Origin of the sequence: Reichenbachiella ulvae, from assembly GCF_025833875.1 — a bacterium.
GTDB lineage: Bacteria > Bacteroidota > Bacteroidia > Cytophagales > Cyclobacteriaceae > Reichenbachiella > Reichenbachiella ulvae.
In genome coordinates this window covers 705,911-726,589 of the sequence record NZ_JAOYOD010000001.1, presented here as the reverse complement: position 1 = coordinate 726,589, position 20,679 = coordinate 705,911, and the positions used below count along the sequence as shown (strand labels likewise).

Annotated in this window: 16 protein-coding genes; 7 read left to right on the top strand and 9 right to left on the bottom strand. The window is 42.4% G+C overall.

Features of this window, described 5'->3' with window-relative positions:
* Positions 1-140: 140 nt before the first annotated feature.
* Entirely contained in the window at positions 141-821 is a 681-nt protein-coding gene (locus N7U62_RS02625) for a LytR/AlgR family response regulator transcription factor (RefSeq protein WP_264136322.1), read from the top strand.
* Here N7U62_RS02625 and N7U62_RS02620 read toward each other — a convergent pair.
* Complete coding sequence (locus tag N7U62_RS02620; protein WP_264136321.1) at positions 805-3,444, bottom strand: ATP-binding response regulator; 2,640 nt, start codon at positions 3,442-3,444, stop codon at positions 805-807. The genes N7U62_RS02625 and N7U62_RS02620 overlap by 17 nt on opposite strands.
* 51 nt (positions 3,445-3,495) lie before the next feature.
* The gene (locus N7U62_RS02615) at positions 3,496-6,465 is read right to left on the bottom strand and encodes a helix-turn-helix and ligand-binding sensor domain-containing protein (RefSeq protein ID WP_264136320.1); all 2,970 of its coding nucleotides are present in this window, start codon (positions 6,463-6,465) and stop codon (positions 3,496-3,498) included.
* Positions 6,466-6,671: 206 nt separating this feature from the next.
* On the opposite strand from N7U62_RS02615, the gene N7U62_RS02610 reads away from it, so the two are divergent.
* The gene (locus tag N7U62_RS02610; protein ID WP_264136319.1) at positions 6,672-8,474 is read left to right on the top strand and encodes a cellulase family glycosylhydrolase; all 1,803 of its coding nucleotides are present in this window, start codon (positions 6,672-6,674) and stop codon (positions 8,472-8,474) included.
* A gap of 65 nt (positions 8,475-8,539) precedes the next feature.
* Positions 8,540-9,457 carry a carbohydrate-binding protein gene (locus tag N7U62_RS02605; protein WP_264136318.1) on the top strand — a complete coding sequence of 306 codons (918 nt, stop codon included), beginning with the start codon at positions 8,540-8,542 and terminating at the stop codon, positions 9,455-9,457.
* A 439-nt stretch (positions 9,458-9,896) separates the two neighbouring features.
* Here N7U62_RS02605 and N7U62_RS02600 read toward each other — a convergent pair whose 3' ends face one another.
* From N7U62_RS02600 to N7U62_RS02570, 7 genes are all read right to left on the bottom strand, one after another.
* The gene (locus N7U62_RS02600; protein ID WP_264136317.1) at positions 9,897-10,199 is read right to left on the bottom strand and encodes a DUF1330 domain-containing protein; all 303 of its coding nucleotides are present in this window, start codon (positions 10,197-10,199) and stop codon (positions 9,897-9,899) included.
* A gap of 689 nt (positions 10,200-10,888) precedes the next feature.
* Positions 10,889-11,860, bottom strand: a complete 972-nt coding sequence (locus N7U62_RS02595; protein WP_264136316.1) for a DUF4062 domain-containing protein — start codon at positions 11,858-11,860, stop codon at positions 10,889-10,891.
* 160 nt (positions 11,861-12,020) lie between these two features.
* A complete protein-coding gene (locus N7U62_RS02590; RefSeq protein ID WP_264136082.1) occupies positions 12,021-12,827 on the bottom strand; it encodes an IS3 family transposase in 807 nt (268 codons plus the stop codon).
* Between the two features lie 41 nt (positions 12,828-12,868).
* Positions 12,869-13,144 carry a transposase gene (locus tag N7U62_RS02585; RefSeq protein WP_264136081.1) on the bottom strand — a complete coding sequence of 92 codons (276 nt, stop codon included), beginning with the start codon at positions 13,142-13,144 and terminating at the stop codon, positions 12,869-12,871.
* A 192-nt stretch (positions 13,145-13,336) separates the two neighbouring features.
* A complete protein-coding gene (locus tag N7U62_RS02580; RefSeq protein ID WP_264136315.1) occupies positions 13,337-14,395 on the bottom strand; it encodes a hypothetical protein in 1,059 nt (352 codons plus the stop codon).
* Entirely contained in the window at positions 14,396-15,745 is a 1,350-nt protein-coding gene (locus N7U62_RS02575; RefSeq protein ID WP_264136314.1) for a DNA cytosine methyltransferase, read from the bottom strand.
* A 2-nt stretch (positions 15,746-15,747) separates the two neighbouring features.
* Positions 15,748-16,056: a helix-turn-helix domain-containing protein gene (locus tag N7U62_RS02570; protein ID WP_264136313.1), complete on the bottom strand. Its 309-nt coding sequence runs from the start codon at positions 16,054-16,056 to the stop codon at positions 15,748-15,750.
* A 441-nt stretch (positions 16,057-16,497) separates the two neighbouring features.
* Between N7U62_RS02570 and N7U62_RS02565 the strand changes: the two genes are divergently transcribed.
* From N7U62_RS02565 to N7U62_RS02550, 4 genes are all read left to right on the top strand, one after another.
* A complete protein-coding gene (locus tag N7U62_RS02565) occupies positions 16,498-17,139 on the top strand; it encodes a hypothetical protein (protein WP_264136312.1) in 642 nt (213 codons plus the stop codon).
* Between the two features lie 365 nt (positions 17,140-17,504).
* Positions 17,505-18,791, top strand: a complete 1,287-nt coding sequence (locus tag N7U62_RS02560) for a sensor histidine kinase (protein WP_264136311.1) — start codon at positions 17,505-17,507, stop codon at positions 18,789-18,791.
* A 139-nt stretch (positions 18,792-18,930) separates the two neighbouring features.
* Entirely contained in the window at positions 18,931-19,557 is a 627-nt protein-coding gene (locus N7U62_RS02555) for a hypothetical protein (protein ID WP_264136310.1), read from the top strand.
* 155 nt (positions 19,558-19,712) lie between these two features.
* Positions 19,713-20,630 (top strand): alpha/beta hydrolase, encoded by a 918-nt coding sequence (locus N7U62_RS02550; RefSeq protein WP_264136309.1) that lies wholly within the window; start codon positions 19,713-19,715, stop codon positions 20,628-20,630.
* Positions 20,631-20,679 lie beyond the last annotated feature (49 nt).

Sequence of the window (20,679 nt, the reverse complement as noted above, 5' to 3'; positions counted from 1 at the left end):
CCCGTCTTCAATCCAATTGATTTATTTTAGATTTGAATCTGGTATTTGATAACAATATATTGCCAGTAATTGAAATCGGAGAAAAGAATATGTGAAGTGAGGCATATGATGGATGAAACTATTAATATAAATGATTAACCATGCGCTGCTTAATTGTTGATGATGACCCTTTGATCTGCGATTTGCTGGAGCATTTTTGCTCTAAAGTTGACGCTATCACCGAACTGACTACCACCAACAGTGGTTTCGAATCAGTCAATTTACTGTCTCAACACACCTTCGATTTGGTCCTCCTCGATTATGATCTACCTGACATGTCTGGCAAAGAGATATTAGAGATTATCTCCAAAGACACTGCTGTGATCATGATTACCTCACACAAGGATTTCGCATCAGAATCTTATGATTATGAACAAATCGTTGACTTTCTAGTCAAGCCCATTGAGTTCCCGCGATTCTTTAAGGGAATTCAAAAAGTAACACAAAAACTGCCCACTCCAGCGCCAGAAAACAAACAGCTTTTCATCAAAGATGGAACCCAGTTGATTAAGGTCGAATTAGACAAAGTCCTCTTCATCAAATCTGCTGGCAACTATGCCGAATTGTATTTTGAAGATCGAAAAGTCATGACACTGATGACCTTGAAAGAATTGGAACAAAAGCTCCCCTCCCATTTTCAACGAGTTCACAGATCTTGTATCGTCAACATCAATCATATCGAATCGATCTCCAATAATGACATTCATATCAAGGGAGAAGAAATTGCCATCAGTTCGAGCTATGAAAAGGAGCTCATGAAGAAAATTAGCCTATTGAATTGAGTCTAGCTTCGCAGCGAAAACAAGTCAGGCAATACAATATTTGATTGACAATGAAATGGTAATCCCCTTCCTCCAACTCCAATAGTTTTTCGGGCCAATGTGCGGCCAGACGATCCAGTGAGAGACTTTTGATATGAGTGACCAATCGGTGATGAATGGCCTCCCACTCCTTCTGCTCTTTGGACTGCCACACATTCTGTATTCTATCCAGATAAGAACTAAACTCCGAAATCAATATTTTCAAGTAGTTGTCAATCTTCTTACGGTCATGGTCATATTGACTGAAAATCGTATCCAATTGAGGTTTACTCCACTCAGATTGTCCCAAAAGCTGATAAACCATATCCAATACCTGCTCCCTATCAAATGGCTTCTGAACATAATATGGAGATATCCCAACCATTTCGTCAGGTTCTAAGGCCGAAACAAGCATCATCATGGCTTCTTGCTCACCTTCAATTAGTTTCTTCAAGAAAGGACCCAAATGCTCACCATCCAATCTCATATCACTTAGGATCAAATCAAACTCGTCAGACGCTAAAACCGCCTTGGCCTTTATCAAGGTATTGACCTGAATCAATTCTATTTTATCTAGACCTAGTATATCACTGATAAGTAAAGCCGTAGCAGGATCATCTTCGATGTGTAGCACTTTATACTTTGATTGCAATTCAGGGAGCCTGGAGCCCGTATCCTTCACCTCTAATTCCATAGCCCCCTCATATGGCTGAACTGGCAACTCTACCGTGAATACCGATCCCTTTTGGAAAACTGATTCGATCAACAACTGTCCATTAAATAGTCTCAATAGTTGTTTCACGATGGACAAACCCAATCCGAATCCATCACTTCGATCTGTTCCTCCCTGCTCCTGGTAAAAACGATCCCGGATCTTCTGAAGGCTCTCCTCTTTGATACCGATTCCCGTATCGCTTACTGAAATTTTGAGCAGGCCATCTACTACAGCAGCAGTTAATTTCACCTCCCCTTCTCGGGTATATTTAATTGCGTTGACTACCAGATTAGTTACTATCTGCTTGAATCTTAAAGGGTCCAGCAAATACCGCTTACCCTTTATCTCATCGCCAATATCAATACTAAATTTGAGTTTTTTGTTCAGAGCTTCGTATTGGTAGCTAGAGTAAATGTCATTGAGCAACTCAGTCAAAACCTGAGGGCTTCTACGAATCTCTACTTTTCCCTCGACCAACTTTTGATGATCCAGTACATCATACATCAGGTCCGCCAGGTTGGATGCACTGCGCTGCATTGAGTCAAGGATAGGCAATTGATTCTTAGACGGCTTGTTTTTATACATCAGCTGTACCAAACCCAAAATGGCATTGAGTGGCGTGCGCAGTTCGTGACTCATATTTTGTAGAAATTCATCTTTTTCTCTGATCGCCGCCTGTTCCCTACTCAGTGCGTCTTTCAAGTCCGTCATCTGCCGATCGATCCTCTCTCGCATGCCCTGAAATGCACGAACCAATACCCCCACTTCATCTTTTCTGTTCTCATTTAAGATAGATTGCTCCTCTCCCGAATTTTCATAAGACGCAATCATCATTGTCACCTTCGCAATTCTTTTGGAATACAACCACACAATGACAAATACTGCCAACAACAGAAAGACACAAATCATAATCACTTTACTTAATGCACTCTTTCGCACATTTTCCGCACTTGCAAACAAGTCCTCGCTTCTCATGAAAGACACCAAGTAAATCACTTGATACCCGGAGGCATAGCGCAGCTCTTCGATATGATACAAATAGCGATTGCCCATTTTGTCCTGCATAAAATCAAAATCAGGCGCTGCAGCAATCAACTGCCAGGTATTGAGATTGAAATCATTTTGAAGAGACTCTCCCGTTTCCAATTGTCGCCCAAAGCACTTCGACTTGTCAGAAGCATATAGGTATTCGTCATAATTGTTGGTAATGAACAGCTTGGCATCTCCAGCTATCAGCTGATCCAATTCGTTGAAATAGCTGGTAAGATCGACATTGATAACCACTAGAGCCTTCAGTTGGCCCTCTATGTCCTGAATCCTCCCCACCGCCCGCAAGGTGGGAGTTATCGGATGACTGACCACTCCGAATTCCTGATTCAAATTGATCTCCGAGAAAAAAAACTGGCCACCATCCAGCTTCAGTGCATTCAGAAAGTAGCCCTTTTTGCCTTTTTCCTGAAGTAAGCTATCGGGGGTTCTGATGATTCTCCCTCCTTTTTTGTCAAAGCGAAGGAGCTCTGTCCCCTTGTCTTCAGCACTGATCAAACGAACTTGAAAATAGTCCTTTTTATTCTTTAAGGTCACACTAAAAAGGGAAGCGAGATCATCTCCGTTATCTAAAGTGGGGCTTTTGACATACCTGGAAACTGTTGCGCTTTCGGCGAGAATGGCTATGTCGTTGGTCACCTCATTGAGGACATCGTAGAAGTTTTGACGAGCCAAAGCAGAGGTATGCTTGATGCGTTCCTGGCTGTGCGACACGATGACTTGTGCCGCTTGCTCATACACAAGATAACCAGAAACTAGAATGGCACTTAGGATCAGAATCGCGAAAATGAGTCCAAAACGACTGACAATGGAATTCCAAAAACGAACCTTTTCTTGTTTCATGCAGGTCTAAATGATACTAGCTCAGAGGCTAAATCTACAAAGAATTAATTCCTATTCTTCATTGAAATACTCTTCGTTTTCCTGATCCAGGTCCTGGTCCTCTGAAGAGCCCGATAGCTTCTCTAAAAACTCGACCATATTGACTTCCTTCTCCAGGCTCAGATTCTTCCTCAATCGATACCTTGCAGTCTCTACTCCCCTCACCGAAATATTCAATATGGCAGCAATCTCCTTGTTGGTCAAATTCATGCGAACAAAGCCACAAAGCCTCAACTCTTTCTGACTCAGATTTGGATAATTGGCCTTCAGCTCTCGGAAGAAATCCTGATGTACCCGCTCGAAATTCGCATCGAAAACGCTCAAGTGTTCTTCATCCTGTAAGTTCAGGTTGATTCTACGGGTCATCGACCTCACGATTTCTCGATTGGCTGCTACTTTGATCTTCGATTTTAGTTCTTTTAGTTCAGCAGCCATTTCGGTTAGCAGCTCCCTTTTCTTCAGTAGCAGAATGGTATAATTGGCAAGCTCCTTGCTCTTGAATATCACATCCTCCTCGAGCATTTTCTTATCCTTTTCGATAAGCGCCTTTTCCTTTTCCAGTTTGATATTTTCTATTTCCAGCTCCAGGGCAGCCTGCATTTTCTTCGCCTCCTCTTGAGTTTTGATAAGCTTTCGTCTGACCAAAACGCGTATCAAGAATATGACAAGTACCGCCACGCTGGCAAAAACAATCTTCGCCCAATCCGTCTGGTACCACAGTGGCAATATTTCGAACTCAAACTGTGCCTCGTCTGCCATCTGACCCACAGAAGTTCGAGACTGCACCCTAAAGGTGTAGCGCCCAGATTTCAAGTAGCTATACTCCTTGTGTGGTACCGTGGACCAATCACTCCAGGTTTTATCATTTTCCTCTAACTTATACCTATACTGTACATCCTTTTGCGAACTATAAGTGGGTGTAATGAAGGACAGCTGCAAGGAACTGGTGTTATTGGGCAAAGTAGTCAGTTCCTGCGTCTCGGTAGGCAACACACAGTATATCAGACTGTCCTGTTCGTCTTTGTATTTGATTTCGGATATCAGGGTTCTCGAATCAGGAGAATAGGCCTCATCCATGGATAGATTAAACGAAAACATGCCATCATTGGTCCCTACCAGCAATTGGTCGCTGCCTAAGGGCTGCACATATTCCATACTTTTCATAAAGGTTCCTTCCAGCGAGAGAAACAAGTCCATATTCAGCTCTGGATCATCAGCTCTGGTGTAGAAGTAGCCCAATTGTTCCTCCTTCACGAACCAGGTTCTGTCACCATGCTGCTGAATCTTTCGAATCAAAACATCGTCTCCCAAGGTCTGAGTCAAGAACGGGTGAGGTACAAACTGATTTTGGTCCTCCTGATAGGTATAGACACCAGAAACCGTAGTAAAAACAGTGTCCTCCTCCCAAACAAAGACGTTGTTGCTATAAGGCGAAGGAAGCCCATTTTGATCGGTATATTTTTCGAGCGTCAGGGTACGCTTATGTCCCGCATCTGTTTTGATCTTGTAAACGCCCTGATAACCGTGACAAACCCAGTAAGTATAGGGATCAGGTCCAGCCAATATATCCCTGCCCGAAACATCGAATCCCTGTAGTTTGTTCTGAAAGAAAAATTTTCCATCCTGATATTTGAGAACATAAATCCCGTCGTAGGAACAGGCCAGGTACATATCCTGCACACCATTGGCAGGCACTACTTTCCAAACTCCATTCGTTCCCTCGACATGATAGATACCCTTTGCATTTTTTACCAGCACTCCCTTGTCATGACTGATCAATAGCTGGTCTTCTATGATCCTCATCGACCAGGCTTGCGCCTCCAATCTATCCACGAGCTTAAAATCGCTATGAACCAGGGTAGGATCCTCCAGAGAATGGTTCGCTGCATACACTCCCTGATTGGTTGCCAGATAAAACTGGCCTTGATAAAAAGTAGCATCATAGACTGCTGCATCATCAAAGATCTTAGATATAGGCGATGAGAGCTCTACACAGTCCAACCCGGTATTGAGCAAGGTCCAGACATTGCCGTCTTTGGTTTGATACAAATTCAAGATGGTTTGATCTTGCAGGTTTTCATATTTGTGAATTTCCATCTGCCCATCTTCTTGATAGCGCAACTCCATCAACATGCTATTGATGGTTCCTAAAAAGTAACTGCCAGTATCGGAAGCAATCGCACAAAAAATTTGATCACTAGAACCATCTGCAAAAAAACTATGCTGAAAAGTGATACTGCCCTGCAATTTGTCCGCCTGATAGGAATTGCCCTCTCGGGTAAATACCATCAGCTTATTAGGAGCTGTTCCCGGCAGCAGCGCACTCACCTCCTCTTGATTATAACCAGAGGCTGGAATCAAATTGTCAAACTCCATGCTGCTCAAAGACAATCTTTTGATCCCCCAACCATCTACGGCAAACAGCTGCTTCTCGATGATCCCCAAATAGTCAAAGCGACCTTCGGCAGGAATAGTCACGGCTTGCTTGTTCTTGATGGCAATCAGCCGTTTGAAACTGCGAAAGATCACAAAGCCATTGCTTTCTTCAATTTGCCATACATCATTGAAAGTCTGATCCTCTGTCCGCAACAGATGCAACAGCGACTCGTACTCATATTTGCCATATTCGTTGCGACTGAGACGGCCCAGTTCATCATAGCCCCCTACATAGACATAGCCATCGGAGGCATATTTCAATCCACGAACCGTAGAGCCATTGGGTACCTTGACCAGCGTCCATACCTCCCCATCATATATGGCCACTCCATCATTATTACCAAAATAGAGCACGCCCTCATCATCCTGGGCCATGCACCAAAACTGCGAGTCCGAATTGTAATCTTCTTTGGAGTAATGAATGACTCTGGGCTTGCCTTTGATTTGCCAATCCAGATTTTGAGATCGGACAGAATTAGAAAATATAAGTCCAAGTGCACCAAGCACGAATAATATAGTAGAGGTTTTAATCACGCTGCTGATCATCTTTAATTTTACATAACTTACTGAATTACAGCACTACAAACACGGATGAAGTAGTAAATAAGTACTAAATAATCCAATTGATGTATTTATTATGTATTTCCGAATGCCAATGATAGCAATGGCAGGTGATAGTTTTGAAAAAGATCGGCAAGAATCTTTTGTTGACGACTAAATACTACAACTAAGCATTTGAAAACGAAGACACTATGAAAGACTATACTATTGACGGCAGAGCTTCTGCCTGGAAGAACGTTACTCGCTTCCAAAAGTCAATATTCCTTGGAGCTCTGATCCTAAGCTGCCTCACATTTGCAAATACTGCTCACGCACAATACCTCAAGGCAGAGGGCAAACAGATACTGGACCCCAATGGCGAGCCCATCATCCTCAGAGGAATAGGTCTGGGAGGCTGGATGCTACAAGAGGGCTATATGCTACGAACCAGCGGACCTCAGCACGAAATAGAAGCCAAGATAGAAGAACTGATCGGACCGGATAAAACAGAAGAGTTCTATACCGCATGGCTGGCCAACCACTGCACCAAAAGAGACATCGACTCCATGGGAGCCTGGGGCTACAATTCGATCAGGCTACCCATGCACTACAAGCTTTTCACTCCCCCTATAGAGGAAGAGCCTGTAGCGGGCGAAATCACCTGGAACGAAAAAGGATTCACCATGGTGGACGATCTAATCGACTGGGTCAAAGCCAATGACATGTATTTGATTCTGGATCTACATGCTGCACCCGGCGGACAGGGAGAAAATGCCGACATCAGTGACTATGATCGCAGCAAACCTTCTCTATGGGAAAGCAAAGCCAATCAAGACAAAATGATCGCCCTATGGAAGGAACTGGCCACTCGATACAAGGACGAGCCTGCCATCGGTGCCTACGACATCATCAACGAGCCCAACTGGGGATTTCAGGATCACCCTAATGACCTCAATGGATGCGCTGAAAGCAGCAACTCCCCACTATGGCAATTGCAAAAGGATGTGACTGCCGCCATCAGAGAGGTGGACCAAAACCACATCGTAATCATAGAAGGCAACTGCTGGGGCAACAACTACAGCGGACTCCCTACCCTATGGGACGAAAATCTGGTGATCAGCTATCACAAGTACTGGAACTCCAACGAGCAGGGTTCCATACAGGGCATGCTGGATATGAGAGACAGCAGAAATGTCCCAATCTGGCTAGGCGAAACCGGTGAAAACTCCAACGGCTGGTTCACAGATGCCATCCGACTGTTCGAAGACAACAACATGGGCTGGTCGTGGTGGCCGTTGAAAAAAATGGGCGGCAACAACCCACTTCAAATCGAAGTGACCGAGGGCTACCAGGACATACTCGACTATTGGTCGGGTGGAGCTAAACCGAGTGAAGCTGAGGCCTATGCCTCTTTGATGGAAATGACAGAAAACCTCAAGGTCGAGAACAACACCTACCATCCAGATGTAGTAGACGCCATGATCCGCCAACCCTACTCTGACGAAACGCTGCCTTTCAAAGACAATACCATCTCAGCTACGGAGGCCACTACCCTCTATTTTGTGGACTATGATCTGGGCAAACAAGGTGCCGCCTACTACGACGCGGAGTACACCAACGAATCAGGCAATGCAGGTGGGCTGGCATGGAATCGAGGCTACTCCTATAGAAATGACGGGGTAGACATCGAAGCATGTAACGACACCCCTACCAACGGCTTCAACATCGGATGGACAGAAGATGGCGAATGGCTGGTCTATAGTCTGAATGTGGAAGAAGAAGGTGCCTACGATATCAAACTGAGATATGTAGCCAGCACGGCTAACTCCAGCATCAGGGTAGAAATCGAAGGCAGCGATCAAACAGGCCTTGTCGCCTTACCCAAAACCACAGGATGGGGAGAAACTACCCTCACCGATGTGGCGCTATACGCTGGCACCCAAAAGCTCAAATTCTACATAGAAAAAGGCGGCATCAATCTGAACTTCATGGAGTTCTCTAAAAAAAAATACTAACTGAAATTGCATTTAACTCCAGGTCAGGACACACAAATACTGAAGGTGATATCATATACCTTTCTTTGAACAAAAAACTGGATGCATCTACCCTATCAGATGCGTCCGGTTTTACCTTCTATGCCGATGATCAGGAGTTGACCCTACTTTCCATCTCCAGCCATCCAGACAATGATCGTATGCTGATTCTGGAAGCAGAAAACAACTACAACGACGCACAGACGCTGACACTGGACTACAACCAGGGGAGTATTAAAGCCACAGATGGCTCACTCCTCGAATCCTTTTCAGCTCTATCCATCACCAACAACCTGCCCTTCTACACCCCTATACCGACCCTGATAGAAGCGGAAGACTACCTGGTCAACGAAGGGCTGGCCCATGAAAACACCAGCGACATAGGCGGTGGCGAAAACCTGGGCTATACCAACGCAGGCGACTACCTCGAGTACAACCTATATGTGGCAGAGGAAGGTACCTACACCATCCAGGCACGCATCGCTTGCGACAACAGCGCCGGCATTCTTGAATTTGCGCAGATCGATCAGGACGGCAAGAAGCTATCCAGTGCCCAGCTAGATGTACCGGTCACTGGCGGATGGCAGACCTGGCAGACCGTATCCACAGACATGGACATGGTGGCGGGCAGACACACTTTCCGCGTCACAATCATCCAGCCAGAGTTCAACATCAACTGGTTCAAACTGAGCGAATATGTACTGGAAGCCGATGCGGGTACTTCCGACGAGATTTTGCTCTACCCAAACCCCTGCCAGGATCAGTTAACCCTCGAAAGGAAAGGGATCGATCAACAATCGAGCATCAGTATACTGGACCTATCAGGTAAGGCCATCAAAGGATGGAATTACGCTCAATCATCCTCCTCGAGGGTGCTTGATCTGACAGGACTCAAAGCGGGACTTTATTTCGTGGAGCTAAAAACGCAGGGGCAAGTCTGGAGGCAGAAATTTGTCAAGGAATAAATACAGCTAGTAATCAGGTTACTCGAAGTAACCTGATTACTCTCGTTGGAAGACTGGCTCTCGGCTCTTTTAAGTCTCCAGACTGAAAAGCCAGATGGAACCAGGGTCTCTGATCTGAGTGAGATACTAGACCGACTGGGTCAGAGACTCTACTTATAATTCATCGTTTCAAGTCGCCCTTCGGAAGACTTAAAAACAGCTGGGGCGAAGAAAACAACGTCATCTCGACGGAAGGAGAGATCTAATAGAATCTGAAAGTCAAATCATAGATGCTTTCTTCACTGGCCCCCATTACTCTCAATTGCTACAGGATGGAAGAAATTAAGTAATCCGATTACTTCGAGTAATCGGATTACTCTCGGTTCGCTGCCCATTTCAAGCCACCCTTCAGAAGACTTGAAACAACAGGCAGTACTTTCATTGGTAGTGGGCTTGTCGATTATAATTTCACCCCTTTAACTAAGTAGCTGTATTTAATGGACTCCTCTTTCAAATGTATAAATTCCTTTCTCCTTTCATCTTTTGCAAAGCGATGAAAATCCTCTTCTGATGGAAAAGAAATAAAATGAATTTCGTAAGGGGTTTCTTCACTATTGACTAAGTAGTCTTCCTTCTTTGTCCTAATTCGATATATCAATTCTCCCTGGTAATCCTTGAGGATTGGAATCGCTTGTGCCTCAAACTCATCGAAGATTTGCTCTTTCCCTTCCTTCACAAAAATCATCATCGTTAAATAAATCATATAATTTCAAGTCTAAGTTATTGCCAACAAAGTCAACACCAGCCAGCTGGCGCGCGTTTAGCGATAGCGCAACGCGTGACCATATCTCAAGTGCTTTCCGTTGCACTCAAACGCGCCCGATCAGACGTATGTTGATTGTTCATAAATCCTGTAACAATACAGCCATTTAATTTTTTCCACCAATCTAACTTTCAATTCACTGATATACAACTTGACATCTGCTTGATCACAATTGGATTGCGATCACATCTTTCTGGGCATTTCACCAGCCTGAGATACAGTCGGGAATGCCCGAAAGTTTTCAGTCGCGTTCAGAAATGCTACCGTGCGAAGAAAACATCGTCACTTCGAACGAGCAGAAAAGACGCAAGTCCTTTCTGCAAGGAGAAGTCTGATGATCTGGTAGCTGTAAGATAATAACCGCAGCACTCTTCCCTCCGGATGTTTCATTCGCATTCAGAATTGCGACCGAGCTAGAGTTAAGTAATCCGATTAATTCGAGTAATCGGATTACTTTCAGTTCGCTGACCCCTTCGCTCTTTTAAGTTTCCTGACTTAAAAGCCAGATGAAACCAGGGTCTCCGACCCGAGCGAGATACTAGACCGACCGGGTCAGAGACCCTACTGATCATTCATCGTTTCAAGTCACCCTTCGGAAGACTTAAAACAGCGGAGAAACTAGTTGGATATTATTTTTCTATCTCCTTTAATGTTAATACAATCTGTCCCTCACCAATTTCTTTTTTTACAACAAAAGGTTGTGGCTCTTCTTGATTTTGGTGTTCTTGCCCGTAATAATAGTCGTCATCCCATATTTGGTATGAAATATCTTTAAATCTAGTTGTGATAGATTTAATTTTATTTTCATGAAACCAAACATTCCCATAAATCACATATTCTTTGTTTTTATCAAGCTTTAAATAGTCGTCTAATTTTTTGAATCCGATGATTATACTTTTGAAGTTTTCAGCATCTATGTTTGGTTCAACAATTCTAATATTTGCACAAGTAGTTTTTCCAAAATCCATATTTGTGATTTGACAAATTGCCTTTGAGGCAGGTGAAATAGTTTTATCAAATTTGACCCTTAATTTCACTTCAGCACCTGATATAGCTTTCGGAACTAAAAAAAACTTTTCTAATGTCAATTTTGATTGACTAAAATCATCTTTGGTTTTTGTCTTTTTTTCAGCTTCCTTTTTTGTCAAATACTTTTCAAACTGTCTACTAAGCTTTTGTTTTAACTCCTCAGAGTCTTTAAATGTGTCAATTGTATGCCGCTCTTTCAAAGTATCTTTAAATGAGTTTAACTTAGGTATTTTATCAAATTCAATGTATTTCGGTGAAACCTTACTTGATTCATCATCTATTATATAGATCAGAATCTCTTTGCCTAATTCTAGGGCTTTATCATATTCTAACTGGGTATATGATTTTCCTGTTTTATTATCGATTGACCCAAGTCTGTATCCAATAATTCCAACATAAATATCCGATTGTTCTACTTCAGTGATACATGTTGTTAGTGAGTCTTCTTTTCGAGCTCCAAATTGCTCCATTCCTCTGACTAAAACATCATACTTCTTCAATAACTCCCAAACCTCTTTTCGTTCCTCTTTCAAATCCACAAAAGTTGATGAGATAAAAACGGTTTTATTCATTTTTGTATCTTTATAAAATTACTAAGTCCACTCTGCTCGATCTCAATTGGATTGAGTGATCATACCCCAATAGTTAGGACAGGGATTGTTCGGTTTTAAGTTCTACAATAGTGTTTAATAATCCTTTCATTAACAATAAAACCCAAAAATAATCTACTCATTAGGCGGCCTGTTTTTGGGTGGTTTGATAGAGATCAATCGGTCTCTGATTCTCGATACTTGTATGCCTTCTTTCCATGTTGTAGTAGTTGAAGTACTCTGCCACTAGTAGGTACAGATCCATACCGTCCTTAGGTGGATTGAGGTACAGTTTTTCATACTTTACACTTCTCCACAACCGCTCAATAAAGGCATTGTCAATAGCCCTTCCTTTTCCGTCCATACTCAATTTGATGTCTTGACTCAAGACGAAGTTGGCGAAGACTTCTGATGTAAACTGTGAGCCTTGATCGGTATTGAGGATCTCTGGCTTTCCATGTGTTTCTATAGCCTCTTCTAGGCAGTTTAGGCACCAGTCCGCATCCATTGAGTTAGATACTGACCAATTGACTACATACCTGCTGTAGAGGTCAATAATGGCTATCAAATACATAAAACCCTTCTTCATTGGGATGTAGGTGATGTCTATTGCCCAGACCTGATTGGGACGTTTCACGGTCAGATTACGAAGCAGATAAGGGTACACTTTATGAGCCTTGTGCCGTCTGGAAGTATGTTTTCCAGGCTGGGTAGCTCTAAGCCCCATCACCCGATAGTAGAGTCGTTCAACCCGATTTTTGCTCACCTGCAGTCCCTTGTCTTTGGTCAGCCAGGTATGCATGCTGCGTGCCCCCTTAAAAGAATGGTGGAGATAATGCTCGTCCATCATACGCATGAGTTTTAAGTTCAATTCAGATTCTCCTCTGGGCTTATAATATATTCCCGAACGGTGTAGGGAAAGTAGTTTGCACTGCTTTGCCATACTCAATTGACCCTTGCTTATCAATGATCGCCGTTCAGCAAGAGGTCTTACCGCAAGGCGTCGTTTAAAAAATCATTCTCAACTTTAAGTTGCCCAATTACCTTAAGCAGCTGATCACGTTCATCTTCAATTTGGGACTTCTTGCTCTTGCCTTTTTTCTCAAAAACACCCTCTGCATTGGCCAAAAACTCTCTTTTCCAGAGGTTGATTTGCTGAGGGGCTAGTTCATATTTCTGTGCTAGTTCTGCTACACTTGATTGCTCTTTGATGGCCTCTAATACCACCTTCGTCTTGAATTTTGATGTGTACTTCTTGCGTGTCATATCAGTAAATTTAATCGTCATTTCTGAACTAAACCCACTGTCCCATTTTTTGGGGTATGATCAGAGATCATATCTTTATGGGCATTTCACCAGCCTGACGTACAGTCAGGAATGCCCGAAAGTTTTCAGTCGCATTCAGAATTGCGACCGAGCTGGGATTATAAACCCATAAGAACTGGATGGACAGGATTCTCAGTAAATCATGATCTCCAACATCTTCTTCAAATTCAAATGGCTTGCCGAACTAATCGTCTTTGAGTGTAAGTCCACAAGTCCAATCCAGTGAGCTAGCTTTCTTTTTTCTGTTGTTTTTATGTTCCAGTATTCAGAAAGTTCGTCAGCCGAAGTTTCAGAAAGAATAGAAAGAACCGACTCAATATTTTCAAATAGATTTATAAAGACCCTTGGGATATTCAAATATATTTTGCCTGCTATATTATAATTATCTTTGCCACCTGCTGTAAAATTATCCCGAACATTGCGACAAACTACAGATTCTCGAGTTGCGAGATAGATTGCCAAGCGCTCGAATTTACCGCTACTATTGCCAAAAAGTTCTGGAAAATAGATCATCGACCGATCTTTAATCTTTTGTTTTTCATCTTGAGTTAGATTTTTCCAAAGGTTAATTATCATGCCACTTGGCCTGCTGTTATCTTGGTCTATCCACCATAAGTCCTGACCAGGTTTAAGTTTACTTTTGTAATAATCTGTTATTGGCTTGATTGGGTTTTGACTAGTTCGCAAAGTGTCGTATGGCATTTTAATCTTGTCGAAAATTGTTTCACCAGATCCCAAATTCATATCGATCAAATATCGGGGGGAGTGAGTTACCACAACCTCAGATAAACACTCCTCATATGGTCTTGATCTAAACTCAATAGGTTGGCCAAGTTTTCCAAATAGCATGAAAATTCGTTCAACATCTTCCACTCTTGTAGATTCTAACACACTATTTCCAGTTGTTTTCCAATGATTTTGAGTTGTGGTTTTCACTTCAATTCCGTAGAATTTCTTAGCAACTATGTCAGGAAATTTTTGTCCTCCAATTAGTTCAATTGAATTTTCAAAACTAGAACCGACTGCCAAATCTGTCATCACGTTCTGAACATATGGTTCTAGTTTGTTTCCTCTCAGTTGTTCGATTTTCTTAGGCCATTTTATCGCATGACTATTCAATTCCTCAATAGTCGACTCTAGAAGCGAATTGAATTCATTAGAACTTGGTTCAGGATTAGTTGATACTACCATTTATTTTTTAAAATATATATCCCAGTTGTTCTGAATACGTCTTGCGAGGTTATAAGCAAGAAGTGGGGGTACAGCATTTCCAATGATCTTATACGCCTTAGAAGGACTTACTAGAAATGACCCCTTACGTCCATTTTTATTCTCAATCACAAATTCATAGTCAGGAGGAAAAGTTTGAATTAATGCGCATTCTCGAGGAGTCAGTCTTCTTTCTTCTAAACCTTTTGAAAGTTCATTTTCAATAACTCCACCATTTTGTTTTGATAGCCTTCTAAATTCAATATTACCATGATGCTCGGCTCTTATTGTAGGACTTATACCATCAGGCTTAATTTCAATTTGCCCTTGACAATGTTTACCCATGAACTTAGCCTTAGAATAAAATTTTTGAGAAAGATCACCTGTGAATTCAGGCTCCTCTAAATTTTGAAATAGTTCCTTCAAGTCGACATGCCGTTTCAAATAATCTCCATCTGTGGTATATGCATGGGTTGGTTGAGGATAAGGATCAAACTTTAGGGAGATGGTTTCTTTTTCTAATTCTGCAAGGGCTGATTTCTTCAAGGCTGATTTCTTCAATCCGATGAAAAACACTCTTTCTCTAGATTGTGGAACCCCAAAGTCTGCGGCATGCAATACTCTTGGTGTTAATACAATGTAGCCGTTCTCACCAGATGAAGCAAAATCATTTTGAATAATGTCTTTAACATTTGACAAATTAACCAAACCCTTGACGTTCTCGGCTATAAATATTTTAGGTTTGGTAATGTCAATTACTTGTTTCATCCACATATACAAATGCCCACGAGTCTCCTCTGACGCTGTGTTTTCAGTGTTTAACTCTCCAATATGATTTTTATGTGAAGTGAAGCCATTTCGCTTCCCCGCAATACTGAAGTCTTGACATGGGAACCCCCCTGTCACAATGTCTACCTCATCAGGAAAAACGGATGTTCCGTTTCGATGCATCTTCACAAGATCTACAATGCTGTCGCAATAAAAATCTTCTGAATTATGCCCTCTTTTTGAAAAGTAATTGACCCAAGCATTTCTTGCATCGCTTAAAATATCATTAGCGAAAATTGTTTTGAACCTAGTTTTGGCAAGTTCCACAAAACCGTCATTAAGCTTTCGCTCAACAAAATCTGGATGGATTAATTCATTGACGGAAGAAGCTAAAACTGAAAACCCACCCTCAAAGCCTAAATCCATTCCGCCACATCCAGAGAAAAGTGATAGAACTTTTAAGGTAGTTTGTGGAGTTGTAGAATCAAACGTCTCCTGTTTGTAATACTTTACTGCTAGTTGAGGTTCCTCTACCATGTTTGGAGTCAAATCGAATTCTTGCATAGTCATTTTTTAATTTGATGTGATTTTAAATATTTCACTTTACTTTCGGCAACCTTTAAAACCTTGTTTGCGCATTCTTGATCAGCAATTTCATAAGCTATTTTTTCACTTATGAATTGAACTAAAAGTTCATCCCTATCAAGTTTTAAAATCTCCGCTAATTTGCTAAGCAATTCCTTAGTTGGCTTGCGTTCACCACGTTCAATCTTACTCAAGATTGCTTGGTCTATATCAACGTATGCAGACACTTGTCTCAAAAGAAGTCCAAGGGTTTGTCTTTGATTTCTTAAAATATCTCCTATCGTTTCCATTTGACATATTTGACTTGACAATTAATGTCAAATATAGAGCTTGTGATTACATTAAAAAAAGGGGTAGAGGGATCTTTTTCGTCAACAATCTGCATATTTCTCATGAAGGCCTGCATAGACCCCTCCTACCTCTGCACAAAGCTCTCATTCCTTTGCATAAAGCACTCTTTAGTCTGCATATAGTGCTCCGACCTCTGCATAAAGCCCTCGGAGGTCTGCACAGTCGTCTCATTGGTTTGCAAGGTCATCTCGGAGATCTGCACAAAGCCCTCGGAGGTCTGCATAGTCATCTCCAAAGGCTGCATATACATCTCGGAGCTTTGCAAGCCTGAAGCACGATCCGATTTGGATTATTCCACCAAACGCTTTGATAATAAATACACATGTATTATCTTGGATTTCAGCAGCATTTTAATTGTAAACATTTAAAACATAATTAGAATGACGAAAGACCAAATCAACCGCTTGGAAATGGGCCAGGCCACTAATTCCTATCTTGACGGCCATGCCGCTGTATGGAGTTCCATCCCCATCATCAACAACTACAAATCAGTACTCACACAATCGATACTAGGTATCGAGAAGGCAGCCCTGGAACAGGAGTCTTCCAAGGTCTACATCAGCGCCTCTGTACGCGACCTTAAATATCAGATCGCTCAGAAGATGGACATCATGGACGACATACAGGAGGCCTACGCATCCGACACTAACAATGCGGAACTCCTCTCACAGTCTACCAACTCTGCCTCAGACTACTTCCGTCTGTCCCATGAGGATTTCGAAATCAAGACTAAAAACATGATCGATCTATTAGAACAGAATGTAGAGGCTATGGCAGACTATGGCCTATCAACTGACCAGATCGAAGAAGTGAAGACATCCTTCGCCACCTTTCAGGACAAAAGAGGCGTGCCACGCTCCTACCAGATTCAGTCTCGTGTAGCCACAGAGAGCCTCGCCTCGCTGTTTGACGAAATGAATAAGACCCTGGAGCGTATGGACAATGTACTCAAGCGTTTCAAACGATCCAATCCTAGCTTTTATGCCGGCTATCAGGCCGCACGACATATCGTGAAGGATTGATCCAATAGATTAAAGTTAAAAATCATAAGACCTGACAGGCTTGAGCAAGCTGTCAGGTCTTTTTTTGACCCTATCAAAGTCGTCGAAGTTCCGAACCTCGACGACTTTCATTTTTCCCCGCCGCTAGCACAGTTTCGCAAGGATGAAACCATGACCTTCTACCTCTCACCAGCCATGTAACCAAAAGACAGATGATAAAAATCAAGTAAACATATTGTCTCAGTTGGTAGGTTAGATTCAGGATTTAACTTAATTTTTCAATCCGTTCTTGATATTCAATTCAAGGGTACTCATCCAGCTTGATCCAACCTGAATTATTCCATAGCTGTAGTGGCGACTAAATTAGCATATGTCAAATTTCATATATGTTCAATAAAGAGCGGTTTCAAAAACTCCTATTAGGCAATGCACGGGCATTTTCGCCAATCGAACGTTCGCGGATCAAGTTTTCGGCAGGTGCCATTGTGATGGTCATACTTTCGTCACTGATTTTCCTGACCTATGACCTTTACCTGGGCTATCCCAGTAGTCTCTGGGTCTTCACTCCCTTTATTTTGATTTTTGGCTATGCGTGGCGTTTACTACGATTGGGCCAATTTGATGCTGGGAGATACTTGCTCCTGGTCGCTCTCAACTTCTTTATCTACATCGTCATGTCCAGCATTCCGGAGGACTCCATGTCGGCGATCTTCTATGTGGGCATCATGGTCGTCGAGTATGTCCTACTCGGCCATGACAAAAAACTGAGACTATTCGCCCTGCTTTGCTTGAGTTTTGCTTTGTATTGCCTGGATGCCTATGTGGAGTTTTCTATTCTACCCATGCGGGAGTACGATGAGGAGACCTTACAGGTCAACAAGTTGGTTGATTTTGTGGTATGTGTGGCAGGGATCCTGATGACCATCAAACTTCTGATAGATCACCAGCAGGACATCATAGCCGAAAGGACTCAAACCAATGAAGAATTGCAGCGGCTGAACAATGAGCTGGACAAATATGCCTATACCATCACCCATGATCTCAAAGGTCCTATTCACTCCATACACAGTCTGATCCACATGCCAGATATTGACCATGCCAATTTCAATCAATATCTGTCTACGATGAGAGAGAGCTTCCAGAGCCTCTCGGAGCTGATCCAGGATGTATCTGAGCAAGCACGCAACCGAAATTTTGAGGTCACGAAAGAAAAATTCAACATGCGAGAAAGAGTGGAAATCATATGGGAACTCACCCGGCATGCTCCAGAGGCGCAAGGAATCGAATTCATACTAGATATGCCCAAGGAACTGATGGTAGCTACTGACAAAGGGAGAATTACCGGCATGCTCAACAACCTGATCACCAACTCCATCCGCTACCACGACAAATCCAAAGAAAAGGCCTACATCAAGGTCAGTGGGAAGGTGGTAGAAAACAACTTGCACTTTAGTGTAGAAGACAATGGCCTAGGCATAGAGACCGAATTTCAGGAAAAGGTCTTCGACATGTTCTATCGCGCCTCCAACAAACTGGGAGGCTCTGGACTAGGCCTCTTTACTGTCAAAGAATCCATCAATAAGCTTTCAGGAAAGATCCAACTGGATTCTACCTCTGGGAAAGGTACCACCTTCAGCATCGTGATTCCAGACGTGGGTATTGAGGAACTGTGAGGGTAAAAAGCTTCATATTCAACTAAATACAGGATTGGTTATTTATTATTGAAATGGCTAAATTTATTCCTATGAAGTAATCAGGTTACTTTGAGTAACCTGATTACTAGAACACATTCCTAAGTACAATTGACATTAAATGGATACCAGAACCAGCCAACTCCTTCCCAACACAGTATTTCATATATACAATCGTGGAATCAATGGTGCTCCCATCTTCTTTGAGAAAAGAAACTATTACTACTTTCTACAACAGTACGCAAAGTACGTCGACCCTTTTGTCGAAACCTATGCCTATTGCTTAATGAACAATCATTTTCACTTGATGATCAGAGTAAAACCTGAAGAACATTTAGAATCTGTCATCAAAACAGGTACTGAAAAACCCAATTATTGGCATATAAGTAACGGGATCTCAAGTTTTCTTCAGAGTTATACCCGAGCGATAAACAAGGTATACGATAGAACAGGACCTCTCTTTGATCCAAAATTTAAAAGAATCGCAGTTGAAGAGGAATCATATTTCTCACAATTGATTGCCTATATCCATACCAACCCAACTAAGCATGGTTTTGTCAAAGACTTCAAAGATTTTGCTTATAGCTCCTATCACACCCATCTCTCCTCCAAGAAAACCAAACTACAACGTGAGCAGGTAATAGATTGGTTTGGAAGCCCAGAAGCATACATCAGGTTTCATACCGATCAAAATTTCGAAACACTAGAGGATCACTTTCATCTCGAGTTATCAGGTTACTTTGAGTAACCTGATAACTGAATTCTTCTTTTATTGAACTCTACATGAATCATTAGAAAAACTACGCTAACGCTAAACACGCCCGATGAAAGAGTTATGCTGGAAGGAGAAATTAGACATGCACTTTTTTATCCCCTGATTTAAAAATATCTTGTGTCTCGATTATGAAGAGACCTATTTACTACCTCATTGCAGTCCTTTTATTGATTAGCCATTTGAGTCTGGCTCAAACAACAGAAGTATATTTCCAAAATGACAGCCTGGAGCTGGAAGTAGACATTTTCGAACCTTCTGAAGCAAACACTGGAAAAAGACCTCTGTTTCTTTATGTTCATGGCGGGGGCTTTAGCGGTGGCAACAAAACTGCCGGTCACGCTATCAGCCAATACCTGGCTGGTAAGGGCCTGGTAGCTGCTTCCATCCAATACACCCTCTACATGAAGGACAAAAACTTCAGCTGTGGTGGCGTGACTTCAGAAAAAGTAAAAGCGATCCAGATCAGTGCCAATCAACTCAAAATGGCCACTCTCTTCTTCATCGAAAATGCCGAAAAGTACAACATAGATCCTACTCAAATATTTATAGCTGGCGCCAGTGCTGGAGCCGAATGCATCCTCCATGCAGCCTACTGGGACGAGGCTACCATGAATGTGTACGAAAAGCCCTGGCCTGCTGATTTTCGATATGCCGGGATGATCGCAAGTTCTGGAGCCATCATGGATCTGAACCTGATACAAAAAGACAATGCCATCCCTACCCTTCTCTCTCACGGCACTTGCGACACTGCGGTTCCCTATGGCACAGCAGCCCATCACTACTGTCCAGTGACTGCTACAGGTTGGTTGATGCTCTTTGGATCGCATAGCATATACGAACACCTAATCTCACTGGATAAATCAACGCAATTGTATACCTATTGCAATGGCAGCCATGATTACCATTCCTATCTTTTCAAGAATCAGAAAGAGGAGGTCTATCAATTCATCCAATCCATTCTCCAGAAAAGCAAGGTTCAAAAACACTGGATGGTCAATACTCAAGATGAATGTGGGCGTTTCTCCGCCCCTTCATTTTGTGAATAATACTCTTATATCTAGAGTTGTGACTCGCTGATTGGAAACCTTTGGTCGT